The 12338-nt window shown below is 64.4% G+C and carries 8 protein-coding genes; 6 read left to right on the forward strand and 2 right to left on the reverse strand.

Annotation, left to right across the window (positions count from 1 at the left end; genetic code table 11):
• The first annotated feature begins 111 nt into the window (after positions 1–111).
• From gpmI to KF724_00430, 5 genes are all read left to right on the forward strand, one after another.
• Positions 112–1764, forward strand: a complete 1653-nt coding sequence (gene gpmI, locus KF724_00410) for a 2,3-bisphosphoglycerate-independent phosphoglycerate mutase (protein ID MBX3354142.1) — start codon at positions 112–114, stop codon at positions 1762–1764.
• Between the two features lie 157 nt (positions 1765–1921).
• Positions 1922–4009 (forward strand): hypothetical protein, encoded by a 2088-nt coding sequence (locus KF724_00415; protein ID MBX3354143.1) that lies wholly within the window; start codon positions 1922–1924, stop codon positions 4007–4009.
• Positions 4010–4176: 167 nt separating this feature from the next.
• On the forward strand, positions 4177–5277 hold the full coding sequence (locus KF724_00420; GenBank protein ID MBX3354144.1) for a hypothetical protein: 1101 nt from the start codon (positions 4177–4179) through the stop codon (positions 5275–5277).
• 323 nt (positions 5278–5600) lie between these two features.
• Positions 5601–6140 carry a hypothetical protein gene (locus KF724_00425; GenBank protein ID MBX3354145.1) on the forward strand — a complete coding sequence of 180 codons (540 nt, stop codon included), beginning with the start codon at positions 5601–5603 and terminating at the stop codon, positions 6138–6140.
• A 251-nt stretch (positions 6141–6391) separates the two neighbouring features.
• Positions 6392–7459, forward strand: coding sequence for a hypothetical protein (locus KF724_00430; protein ID MBX3354146.1), 1068 nt, complete (start codon positions 6392–6394; stop codon positions 7457–7459).
• Between the two features lie 110 nt (positions 7460–7569).
• Here KF724_00430 and KF724_00435 read toward each other — a convergent pair whose 3' ends face one another.
• Together KF724_00435 and KF724_00440 are read right to left on the reverse strand one after the other, a co-directional pair.
• Positions 7570–9963, reverse strand: a complete 2394-nt coding sequence (locus tag KF724_00435; protein ID MBX3354147.1) for a hypothetical protein — start codon at positions 9961–9963, stop codon at positions 7570–7572.
• Positions 9964–10272: 309 nt separating this feature from the next.
• Positions 10273–11859 (reverse strand): TolC family protein, encoded by a 1587-nt coding sequence (locus KF724_00440; GenBank protein MBX3354148.1) that lies wholly within the window; start codon positions 11857–11859, stop codon positions 10273–10275.
• Between the two features lie 133 nt (positions 11860–11992).
• Here KF724_00440 and KF724_00445 point away from each other — a divergent pair, with 133 nt between their 5' ends.
• On the forward strand, positions 11993–12337 hold the full coding sequence (locus KF724_00445; GenBank protein ID MBX3354149.1) for a DUF1656 domain-containing protein: 345 nt from the start codon (positions 11993–11995) through the stop codon (positions 12335–12337).
• The last annotated feature ends 1 nt before the right edge of the window (position 12338 follow it).

The raw sequence follows: 12338 nt of genomic DNA on the forward strand, positions 1-12338 counted from the left end.
ACCGCTGGCACGAAGGGCAAGCCGCACGCGCCGGATCACGGAGACGCGCTCCGCGAAGGCGCCGCGATCCAGAGGACGCGGGACTCGTTCGGCAGCCTCTAAGCTCTCTTCATGCGCGATGGGAGTGCCACCACGGCCGCAGCTCACCCACGAAATGTCCCCTGTGTTCTCCTGATCCGAGATGGCTGGGGGCGGAACCCGCACCCCGCGTTCGATGCTTTCAACGCGATCAAGTTGGCGAAGGCCCCGGTGGCCGACATGCTGGAGAGGGAGTGGCCCACCACCCTCATTCGTACGAGCGGCGAGGATGTCGGACTCCCTTCGGGTCCGGAGGGTCCCACCATGGGGAACTCCGAGGTCGGTCACCAGAACATCGGCGCCGGTCGGATTGTCGACCAGGAGTTGATGCGTATCACGCGCGCCATCAGGGATCACTCCTTCGAGCGAAACGAGACGATCCACCGGGCCTTCGAACACGCCCGCGTCGAGGGCACCCGCGTGCATCTTCTTGGGCTGGTGAGCGACGGGCAGGTCCACAGTGACATGGAACATCTCCGGGCGCTCCTTGAGGTCGCGAGGTCGATCCAATGGCCCGCCGATCGGCTCTTCGTTCATGTGTTGACCGACGGTCGGGACACCGCGCCGACCGCCGGCCGCGACTTTGTGCGAACGCTTGAGAGCTGGCTTGCGGGAGCGGGGGGCCTTTCGCGTGTCGGTCGAATCGCAACGGTCATCGGACGCTACTGGGCCATGGATCGAGATCACCGCTGGGAGCGCGTCGAGCGCGCGTGGCTCTGTCTGCTCGGGCGCAGTGCGTTGAAGGCCATGAGCGCCGATGCAGCCATTGAGCATGCCTACACCCACCCGGAGTCGCCGTCACAGAAAGGCGACGAGTTCGTTCCACCGACTCGAATCGAGGGCGTTGACGGCGCCATTCGAGACGCTGACTCCGTCATCTTCTTCAACTTCCGCGGCGATCGTCCGCGCGAACTGGTCAAGGCCTTTGTCCTTGATGACTCGGCGTGGTCGAAAGTGAAGGGCGGTGGTTTCACGCGCGAACCGCGACCGAAGGACCTCTTCTTCGCGACGATGGCGGAGTACGAAGAGGGGCTTCCTGTCTCACTCATCTTCCCCCGCCCCGCGAAGATGTCGCGCATTCTCGGAGCGTGGATCTCGGAGCTGGGGCTTCGGCAGTTCCGATGCGCGGAGACGGAGAAGTTCCCCCATGTCACCTTCTTCTTCAATGACTATCGGGAGGAGCCGTTTCCCGGTGAAACCCGCGTCATCGTCCCGAGCCCGCGCGAGGTTGCGACCTATGACCAGAAGCCGGAGATGAGCGCCGGATTGGTGCGTGACACCGTGCTTGATCGCTTGCGATCGGCGGAGTGTGAGGCGCTCCTGGTGGTGAACTTCGCCAACCCTGACATGGTGGGCCACACGGGCAACCTCGCTGCGGTGACTCGCGCGGTAGAAGTGGTCGATGCATGCGTGGGTGAGATTGTGGCCGCGACACTCTCCCGAGGAGGATCGCTGGTGGTGACCGCCGACCATGGCAACGCGGAGCAGATGATCGACCCGGCAACCGGGGCGCCTCACACGGCGCACACGAACTACACCGTGCCGCTCTCGGTCGTGGGCGAGGTGTTCAAGGGAAGGCGCCTTCGACATGATGGTCGGCTGGCGGACATAGCACCGACGCTGCTTGACATGATGGCGCTTCCGCAGCCACCGGAGATGACCGGGCAATCGTTGCTTTTGAGTTAGTTCATTCGTTTTCATCTTGACCGACGCAGGTGCGCGGGTACGCTCCGAAGCGTGCCAGCCGCGATCCGGGCCATGTCGCGGCAAGTGGTTGGCTTCCGGTCCGGGCAGAGTGCATCGACTGCGGCATGAGGCCTCGGTCGGGAAAGGCAGGATTTCGATGAAGTGTCTTGACACGCGGGAGACCGAGGCGATGTCGGTCGTCGGTCGTCGGTCGTCGGTCGTCGGTCGTCGGTCGTCGGTCGTCGGTCGTCGGTCGTCGGTCGTCGGTCGTCGGTCGTCGGTCGTCGGGTGCGGTGCGGGGCGGATTCTCGCGCTGATCGTCGCGGTGGTGCTGGTGCAGTTCATTGGCAAGCCGTCGCAAGCGCAATGCGAGAGTGAGGCGATTCGGTTTGTGAGAGCTGGCGCCAGCGGAGCCTCTGGTCAGTGCTGGGACGACGCCTACGGCACGCTTGAGCAGGCCTTGGCGGATGTCAACAATCAACAGCTCAGCGTCACCACCATCAGGATCGCGCAGGGGACCTACAGGCCGTTGTCGCAGTCGGGGTTTGTGATCTCCATGCCGGTCACCATCGAGGGCGGCTACCGCGGATTCACCGACAGCGAAGGCAACGCCGATGATCGGGATCTGTGTGAGTATCCCACCGTCCTTACCGGAGACCTCCTCGATGATGACGACGGGACAATTGGGTCGATGGCGGACAACGCAGTCCATGTCATTCGAGTGTCGTCGCTGGTAGGAGGAACCACTGGAGTGCTGGATGGGCTGATCATGACCGCCGGCTGCGCGTTGAACGCGGAACTGATGCCCGACAGATTCGGAGGGGGCCTTCGCCTCGACGAGACCGGCGAGGGTGCTGAGATTCTGGTGCAATCATGCCGCTTCTACGGGAACACCGCGACGACGGGGGGCGCAATCGGAGCACGGATGCGGTTGGTCTGCCGAGATTCGCTGTTCGAGGGAAATGCCGCCCGAGCGAGCGTTGCGCCAGGCGGCCTGGGATTGACCAACGGCAATGGAGGAGCGATCGTTGCCACAACGGCATTTGAGGTGGTCCACTGCCGGTTCGAAGGCAACGAGTCGGAGGGTAGTGGAGGCGCCATCGTCATCGCGCGGGGGACTGCCCTTGTCGAGGAGAGTCTCGAGGAGCCTTCCGAGGGCGGGCCGGAAGGGTATCCATTCTGGGTGACCAGCAGTGTCTTCCTCGGTAATCACTGCAGCTTCACGGGGCCGTGGCGGGGCGGTGCCATTGGCATCGGGGAACAGGCGATGCTGATCGCGACCAACTGTGTGTTTCAGGGGAACACGGCGCCGTTTGGAGGTGCCGTCGGCGTCGACTCGGAGTTCTTCCTTCTGGACGCGCAGGTTCTTCTGACGAACTGCACGCTCACCGGGAACCTGGGTGGATCGATGAGCGGAGGTGTTGATTCGCCGACCGCAGTGATTGCGAACTCAATCCTGTTCGGGAACGGAACGCTCGGCAGCGCGGACTGCGGAAGCTGGGAGACAGAAGATGGAATTGAAGTGTTCGATCCCGATCTCTGTGCCCAGATTGGCGGTGTGGATCCAGTCAACTTCCGCATCAGTCACTCTTGCGTCGCTGGAATCAGTTGGGCGGCGCCATTCTGGACCACAACCTTCGGCCCCGGCAACCTCGATCTCGATCCACAGTTCGTCGATTCAGGCGTGGGCAACTTGAGCGTCGCACCGAGTTCGCCTGCGGTCGACAGTGGAACGAACTCGGCCATCCCAGCCGATGTGACTGATGTCAATGACAACTCAGACAAGGCCGAGGATCTGCCTTGGGACTTCAGGCGGTTTGTCCGCGTCTTCGGCTGCGATCAGGTCATCGACATGGGTGCCTACGAATGGGGCGGGTGTCCTGGTGATGCGACAGGCGACGGATCTGTCGACGGCGCTGACCTCGCCTTGCTTCTGGGCAATTGGGGGCCGTGCTCGGGCTCACCGTGCGTGGGGGACTTGAACTGTGACGGGGAGGTCGCGGGATCGGACATGGCACTGGTCCTCGGCAACTGGGGGCCGTGCCCGCCTCTGCCCTCGTCGCCATGTTTCTGGCCAGCACCCGCATCATCTGAGGCGATGTCGCTGCGAGTCGGAGGAGGAGCGAGCCCGGTACTCCTGATGGATCTGCTTGGCATGTCCGATGTCGAGGAGCTGACCGATTGGCTCTCATCACTTGAATTCGCAACGATGAAGTCGATTCTCGAAGCGTGGTTCGGGCTCTGAATGTCAAGGGCCACGAGACAACGCGTGCCTCTTGGCCCATGGAGGACTTCGAAATGAAGCATGTCGCTCGACTCGTGTTGATGTCCACTTTGGCACTGACCATGTCGCCCGTTGCTCGCGGGCAGTGCTCCTACACCGTGAAGACATGGGCTCCGATGCCGTGCTCTATGGGACTAGACAAGTACTACGGCGGAACCGGCTTGAACAGCATTGGGGCTTGGTGTGGATACAGAGGCAAGTGCCACGGTGTCACCGGGGAGGTGCCCGTGTATTGCCCGCCCGGCGGTTCACCGCAGGATCTTCCTTTGCCGCCCGGTGCTGGTCCGAAGGGAGCAAACACGGTGGCGGTGAACGACTCCGGCGTGGTGGTGGGTTTCTCGTACCAGGGGACGAGCGGGAGCCAGTTGGTCGGCTGCGTGTGGATGCCGGATGGAACCGTCACAACGATTTCTCCGGCTCCCGGCGGCACCAGCAGCAAGACGAACGCGGTGAACAATCAAGGCGCCGTTGTCGGCTCGTCCGCAGGCAAGCCGTATGTCTGGTTGAACGGAGAGATGACTCTTCTTCCCATTCCTGCTGGGGTATTGACCGGCGGCTACGCCACGGACATCAGCGACAGCGGCTTTGTGGTGGGCGAGTTCGGTCATCACTCCAATGGCACCCTTCGCGGCTTCCGCTGGCGTGACGGTGAGTTCGAGGTGCTCGAGCCGGCGGAGTCCTACACGGTGTCCCGGGCCCGCGGCGTGAATGATGCGGGCGTGGCGGTGGGAGCATCGAACGCGTATGAGAACGGGGTGTATGTCGGCTCGGTCGCGACGGTCTGGACGAAGGAGAGCATCATCGCGCTGCCGTCCTTGCCTGGGCATCCGTACAGCTACGCGATGAGCATCAACTCAAGTGGCGTCATCGTGGGCGGAGCCTCGCTGAACGGCTACGCCGACACCAATGTCGCCGTGGTGTGGGTGAATGGAGAGGTCTACAAACTGGCAGAGCTCATGGTTCAGGGCACTCCAACGATCGGGACACTGCCCAAGGCGATCAACGCCGCGGGTGAGATCCTCATCTTGGGAGCAATCAAGATCGTGACGCCGATCTCCTCGGTCTCGGCCGACCTCACGGGCGATTGCGCCGTGGATGGCAAGGACATCGCGAAGGTGCTCGCCGAGTGGGGCGTGACCCCGTGGACGGTGGCCGATGTGGACCAGGACGGAGTGGTGGGCGGACGCGACTTGGCGCTGGTCCTGGGTGAGTGGACAGGGCCGAAGTGAGAGATGCGTGGTCGCGCGTCGCCGTAGCATCCGCCCTTGAGCGCCGCACGCGAGGTCGCCGAGCGAGGGTGATGCTGGCATGGATCGCGGCGCGCATGGCGTTGCGCCCTTCATGGGAGTGTCAGGGTTTTCATCTTGACCGACGCAGGTGCGCGGATAGGCTCCGAGGCGTGCCAGCCGCGATCCGGGCCATGTCGCGGCAAGTGGTTGGCTTCCGGTCCGGGCAGAGTGCATCGACTGCGGCATGAGGCCTCGGTCGGGAAAGGCAGGATTTCGATGAAGTGTCTTGACACGCGGGAGACCCAGCGCTGATCCCCGCGGATGTGACCGATGTAGATGAGAACAGCAACACGACCGAGGACCTTCCTTGGGATCTGGTTCGTGAGGATCGGGTCCGCGGTTGTGGGCCAGATGTCGGTGCGTTCGAGAGCCGCCCCTGCCCGGCCGATCTGAGTGGCAACGGTGTGGTCGATGGCGGTGATATCACCGTGGTGCTTGGTGCCTGGGGCGCCTGCGTCAGGTGCCCGGAGGACCTCAACGGGGATGGTTGGGTCAGTGGTGCAGATCTTTCAATTCTTCTTGGTCAGTGGGGAGGTGTCGCAGATGCAGATCTGGACTGTGATGGCGTCGTGGGCGGTGCGGACCTCGCCATCATGCTCGGTCAGTGGGGAGAGTGTCCATCGGGGTCATCTTTCAAGTTCCTCAGCGACGCCGACGACATTGGACTGACCTCGAGCGGCGTATCTCCGGAGCTGCTCGCACTTGCACTGGGGTTTGAGAGCCTTGAGGACCTGTCTGTCTGGCTTTCGGGCCTTGAGTTTGAAATGATGGTCTCCGTCCTGCTGCTTCTGGGTTCCGAGTGAGAGGACACTGGGACGAGCCCGGAGCCAGCATCGTTCCAGAAACTGGATGGTGTCTTGAACTACGGTGCACTCCAATGCCACATCGGCAGACTGACCAACCCGTGCTGAGAGGACCACTCCTTGCCCTGATCGGTGTGTGTGCGCCGATGTCCTTCGCCGCTCCGGCGATGGCTCAGTGTCAGTACACAGTGACCGAGTGGGCCCCGTTCATGTGCGGCGGGTGGATTCCATACTCATACGTTGCAAGTCGCATGAACAGTGTTGGCGGGTGGTGCGGGTATCGATACGCGTGCTTCCCGTCCGAGGCCCAGCTTCCCGTGTATTGCCCGCCCGGCGGACCCCCGCAGGTGCTCCCGATGCCGCCCGGTGCTGGTCCGAAGGGAGCACAGGCGGTGGCGGTGAACGACTCCGGCGTGGTGGTGGGCTTCTCGTACCAGGGGACGAGCGGGAGCCTCAAGATCGGCTGCATCTGGATGCCCGATGGTTCGATCGAGGTGATCCCGCCCGCTCCGGGAGCCTTGGCGAGTCAGCCCTTCGCAATGAACAACGCGGGTGCTGTCGTCGGCATCTCTTACAGTCAACCATATGTCTGGGCCAATGGAGTGCACACGGTCATCCCCATTCCTCCTGGGGTATTGACCGGCGGCTACGCCACGGACATCAGCGACAGCGGCTTTGTGGTGGGCGAGTTCGGTCATCACTCCAATGGCACCCTTCGCGGCTTCCGCTGGCGTGACGGTGAGTTCGAGGTGCTCGAGCCGGCGGAGTCCTACACGGTGTCCCGGGCCCGCGGCGTGAATGATGCGGGCGTGGCGGTGGGAGCATCGCGCAAGTACAGCAACGGGGTGTATGTCGGCTCGGTCGCGACGGTCTGGACGAAGGAGAGCATCATCGCGCTGCCGTCCTTGCCTGGGCATCCGTACAGCTACGCGATGAGCATCAACTCAAGTGGCGTCATCGTGGGCGGAGCCTCGCTGAACGGCTACGCCGACACCAATGTCGCCGTGGTGTGGGTGAATGGAGAGCCGCACAGATTGAGCGATCTACTTGTTGCAGGCTCCCCATTCATCTCCAACCATGTCCTGCACCTCAATGATGCCGGCCAGATTGTCATGGCGTACATCGCGCAGATCGTGACGCCGATCTCCGCGGTCTCGGCCGATCTCACGGGCGATTGCGCCGTGGATGGCAATGACATCGCGAAGGTGCTCGCCGAGTGGGGCGTGACCCCGTGGACGGTGGCCGATGTGGACAAGGACGGAGTGGTGGGCGGACGCGACTTGGCGCTGGTCCTGGGTGAGTGGACAGGGCCGAAGTGAGAGACGCGTGATCGCGCGTCGCCTGAGCCGACGGGAGGTGACGAGGCTGCCGGATTCCTCGACCCGCAGTGAAGCGGTGATTGATGCAATCATCCTTCGGTGTAGGCGGGCTATCCCCAGTTCGCAAGCAGCATGGCCAGATCGGCTCCGTCAATCACATCATCGCCATTGAGATCTGCCGGACATCCGACACAGAGCCCCCACTGACCAAGCAGCATCGCGAGGTCCGCGCCATCGACCGTGCCGTCGCAGTTCAGGTCTGCAAGCGTGCATGGCGGCGGACCGAAGTCGACGCATCCCCACTTCGCGATGACGCTATCTCCGGACGGTGATGTGGTGAAGTCCCCACCTGCGTACAGGGCGGGGCCGCTGCCATCGTCGAAAGTCGTCAGGGCATGGACCGTGCTGTTCATGCCCGTCCCGAGAGGCGACCACACCGACCCGTTCCATCTGGCGATGCTGTTCGCACTCAGACCGCCTGCGGTGGCGAAATCCCCGCCTGCGTACAGGGCGGGGCCGCTGCCGTCGTCGAAGGCTGCCAAGACCGAGACAGGGCCGCTCATGCCTGTCCCGAGGGGCGACCAGGCCGACCCGTTCCATTTGGCGATTCGGTTCACCACGACGCCACCAGCGATCGTGAATTGTCCGCCTGCGTAGAGGGCGGGACCACTTCCGTCGTCGAAAGTCGCCAGGGCAAAGACCCCGCTGCTCATCCCCGTTCCCAAGGGCGACCACGCCGATCCGTTCCATCTGGCGATGCTGTTCGCAGTGGCGCCACCGGCGGTCGTGAAGACACCTCCTGCGTAGAGAGCGAGCCCGTTGCCGTCGTCGAAGGTCGTCAAGGTACGAACCGTGTTGTTCATCCCCGTTCCGACCGCCATCCAAGCCGATCCGTTCCATCTGGCGATGCTGCTCGCACTCACACCGCCTGCGGTGTTGAATAGCCCGCCTGCGTAGAGGGCGGGGCCGCTGCCGTCGTCGAAAGTCGTCAGGGCAGTGACCCCGCCGTTGAGTCCCGTCCCGAGTGGCATCCACGCAGATCCGTTCCACCTGGCGATGCGACTCGCGGCCACACCGCCCGCCGATGTGAAGTACCCGCCCGCGTAGAGAGCCGGTCCGCTGCCATCGTCGAAGGTCGTCAGGGCAGTGACCCCGCCGTTGAGTCCGGTCCCGAGTGGTATCCACGCGGATCCGTTCCACTTGGCGATGCGATTCGCACTCACACCGCCCGCCGATGTGAAGTACCCGCCTGCGTAGAGAGCTGCACCGCTGCCGTCGTCGAAGGTTGTCAGGGCAAGGACCGTGTGGTCCACCCCAGTCGCGAGCGGCGACCACGCGGACCCATTCCACTTGGCGATCCGGTTCACCGTCACGCCGCCCGCGGTCCCGAAACCCCCACCTGCGTAGAGGGCGTTTCCGCTACCGTCGTCGAAGGTCGTCAGGGCACGAACCGTGAAGTTCATCCCCGTCCCAAGAGGCGACCACACGGATCCGTTCCACCTGGCGATCCGGTTCACCGTCACGCCGCCTGCGGTCCCAAAGCTCCCGCCTGCGTAGAGGGCGGGGCCGCTGCCATCGTCGAATGTCGTCAGGGCATTGACCACGCCACCCACTCCTGTTCCGAGGGGCGACCATGCTGATCCGTTCCACCGGGCGATTCGGCTCGCAGCCACGCCGCCTGCAGTGGTGAACTCCCCGCCTGCGTACAGAGCCGGGCCGCTGCCATCGTCGAATGTCGTCAGGGCATGAACCACGCCATTCACCCCCGTCCCGAGGGGCGACCACCCGGATCCGTTCCACTTGGCGATTCGGTTCACCGGCACGCCACCAGCGATCGTGAAATGTCCGGCTGCGTAGAGAGCGGGGCCGCTTCCGTCGTCGAAGCTCGCAAGCGCAATGACCGGGTCGTTCACCGCCGTCCCAAGGGGCGTCCACTCCGACCCGTTCCACTTGGCGATGCGATTCGCACTCACTCCGCCTGTCGATGTGAACCAGCCTCCAGCGTAGAGAGCCGGGCCGCTGCCGTCGTCAAAGGTCGCCAGGGCATGGACCTGATTGTTGACTCCTGGCATTCCACCGAATGTCGGAATCCACGCGAGTTCGCTGCACGCCTGCGCCCCATCGCTCGCGGCCAGGGTGATGACCACACCGCCGCTGCTCCCACCGGTCGATCGGACTCTGCTGTGGCCCACATGGTTGACTCCGTGCACGGTCGCAACCGCACCGATGCTCAGGAGGGCCGAACCGGCATCGGTCTCGAGCGGGAGTCGGAACGAACCGTCCGATCGGCTCACCGCCGTGCCGCCGACAGCCGAGACGATCACCGCATCCTTCGCGGGCGTGCCATCGGAGAAGAGGACCACTCCGTCGATCATGGTCGTCGCGGCCACGCCAGGATGGGCTGCATTGGCGATGCCGTTCAACGAGCAGGCCACCACAAGAGCGGCCATCAGGCGGATACCGATCGCCGACCCGTGCACGAGGCGTTGCATGATTCGTCGCATGGAGCTCTCCTTCCGGATTGCCGCCCCAGTCTCAGCGATTGACGATCGACCGATGCGCACCGACGCGCACCGAGCCGAGTCTCACGAACACAGGTCACAATCCGGAAACTTGATGGACAAACACGGAAGCGCCGAGAACACTTGAACCGACTGGCTGCTCTCAGCAGGACCAAGCCTACGGCCAGACCATTGCGTGCACAACAGCAGAGTCGTGAATTGGCGGGCTCGGCGACCCCCGGGGCTGCCCCGCGGGCGCTCGGAACCACCACCGATCAGGGGGTCAGTGACCCGCGACCCCTCCGCAACGCCTCACCGAGGCGTCCGGGGGTCGTCGCCAAGCGCATACGAGAGGCGAACTCCCGCAGCGAGCAGGTCGGCGCGGGCTCTCACCAGTGTTGAGCGGGCCGTAAAGAGGTCCGACTCCGCCTGGAGCAGGTCCGTTACCGTTCGAAGACCCTGAACATAACTCTGAAACACGGAGTCGTAGGCCTCCTGCGAAGCCGTCAGGAGCGCCTCACCGAACTGAAGCTGCACGCGTGCCGCGCGAAGCTCGAAGTACGACGCCCACACCTCGCTGGAAATCTCGAGGCGAAGCGACTCCAGTTCAGCGGTAGCTGCGCGCCGCTCGGCGTTGGCAAGGCGCAGGGCGAAGTCCCGCTCGAAGCCGTCAAACAGCAGCCACGATGCTCGAAGGCCAAGGAAGTAGTCGGGCAGCCCCGCCGTGTAGCGCCGATCGAGCGGTGGGAACGGCGCGCCGGGCTGCGTCGAAACGCTGTAGTCGCGATAGGCGCCGCCGACCATGCCTGCGAACGAGATGGTCGGTGCGAAGGCCGCCTCGGCCTCTCGCACGCGTGCGTCGGCCTGGCGAACGCGGGCCAGCTTGGCGCGGACATCGGGCCTGGTGAACATCGACTCCTCCACGAGTTGATCCACGCCGACATCGAGACCGGCGGGAATCGGAAGATCCCGCAGGGGCTCGATCGTGATCCACGCTTCCGCCGGGAGGCCGATCTCGCGGGCAAGCACGGCGCGGGCGCTGATCGAATCACTTCGCGCTGCTTCAAGGTCGAAGCGCGCTCTCGAGACGCGCTGTTTGGATTGCAGGTGATCGGGGAGCGTGGCCAGCCCCACCTTGAGACGCTCCTCCACCGCCTCGGATTGAGTGACGGCAGTTTCTAGATTCTGTCGAGCGGTCTCTTCGAGCGCAAGCTTGGCGTCGAGATCGAAGTACGCCTTCTGGACCTTGTAGACGATGGTCTGGATGGTCCGATTGAACTCGAAGTTCGCCGACACGAGCGCATGCGCGGCGGCGGCGCTCGCGGCATCGCGACGACCGAAGTCGAGGAGCACCCAGGTGAGCTCAAGCGCCCCGCCAACGATCGGGCCTCGAATGATCTCCTGGCCCTCGGTGCTGGCCGATGAATTTTGAAGCTGCCCGCCTATGCCCACCGCGTTCAACTGCGGGAAGTAGCGACTCTCCACCATGCCCATGCGAGCCTCCGCGCCCCGGGCGCGCTCCCACGCGGCCCGCGTGGCAGGGTTGTTCGCCAGCGCATAGTCGACCAACTCGGCCAGGGTGGCGCCATGCTCCCCGGCACCACGCCCTGTCTCGTTGCCCTCGGAGTCATCCGAGCGCTGCGCCTGACGCGGTGCGGCAATGGCCGACGGTGCGGCCACGAACTCTGTCCCGGTTCGACGCCTCAACCATCCGGGCTCCCGGGTCGAATCGCCGGCGCCGGCGAGAGCCGATGACGGCCGCCACGGTTGCGCCGGATCGGGACTGGTGTAGAGCGTGTCGGGATCGAACAGTCTCCGCGACTCGCAGGCCGTGTGCACTCCAGCGAGCAGGATCAGGAGCACCAGCGCACGAACCGAGCCACCACGCATCGGACGCATGGCCTGCATCATACGGCGTGGTCGGAGAGGCGATACGGCGCGGTCGAAGGCGCGGAGGGCGGTGCGGCTGAAGAACCGGCGCGGTCGGAGACGCGGAGGACGGTGCGGGCGATGGCTGTTCGCTCCGTCGGGCATGCTGCCGCAGCGAGGCGGCCGAGTGCTCGACTCGCGCGAAGCCGTAGACTGCCTCGCCGTGATGGCGCCTTCGCTTGCGAACATGCGTGCTCGGCGAGCGGCGCTCGCGGTGGCGCTGATGGCGCCGTGGCTTGCAGGCTGCGACCCGATCTTCTCGATTTCCGGCGCGTTCTTCCCCGCGTGGCTCCTCTGCATGGTCGGCGGGTTGATCGCGGCAGTCCTCATTCGAGAGGTGATTGCGCGGGTCGGCATCGAGCCGCACATCGGACCACGCCTTCTTATGTATTCCGCCCTCTATCTGGCGTGCACCTGCACCCTCTGGCTTCTCTTCTTTGCTCGATAGG

The sequence above is a fragment of the Phycisphaeraceae bacterium genome (assembly GCA_019636735.1).
Taxonomy (GTDB): Bacteria; Planctomycetota; Phycisphaerae; order Phycisphaerales; family SM1A02; genus VGXK01.

Bases quoted from the DNA above. Each gene is read 5' to 3' on its own strand.
- gpmI (MBX3354142.1), top strand. From the start codon at position 112: ATGCGCGATGGGAGTGCCACCACGGCCGCAGCTCACCCACGAAATGTC.
- KF724_00415 (MBX3354143.1), top strand. From the start codon at position 1,922: ATGAAGTGTCTTGACACGCGGGAGACCGAGGCGATGTCGGTCGTCGGT.
- KF724_00420 (MBX3354144.1), top strand. From the start codon at position 4,177: ATGGGACTAGACAAGTACTACGGCGGAACCGGCTTGAACAGCATTGGG.
- KF724_00430 (MBX3354146.1), top strand. From the start codon at position 6,392: ATGAACAGTGTTGGCGGGTGGTGCGGGTATCGATACGCGTGCTTCCCG.
- KF724_00435 (MBX3354147.1), bottom strand. From the start codon at position 9,963: ATGCGACGAATCATGCAACGCCTCGTGCACGGGTCGGCGATCGGTATC.
- KF724_00440 (MBX3354148.1), bottom strand. From the start codon at position 11,859: ATGCGTCCGATGCGTGGTGGCTCGGTTCGTGCGCTGGTGCTCCTGATC.
- KF724_00445 (MBX3354149.1), top strand. From the start codon at position 11,993: ATGCTGCCGCAGCGAGGCGGCCGAGTGCTCGACTCGCGCGAAGCCGTA.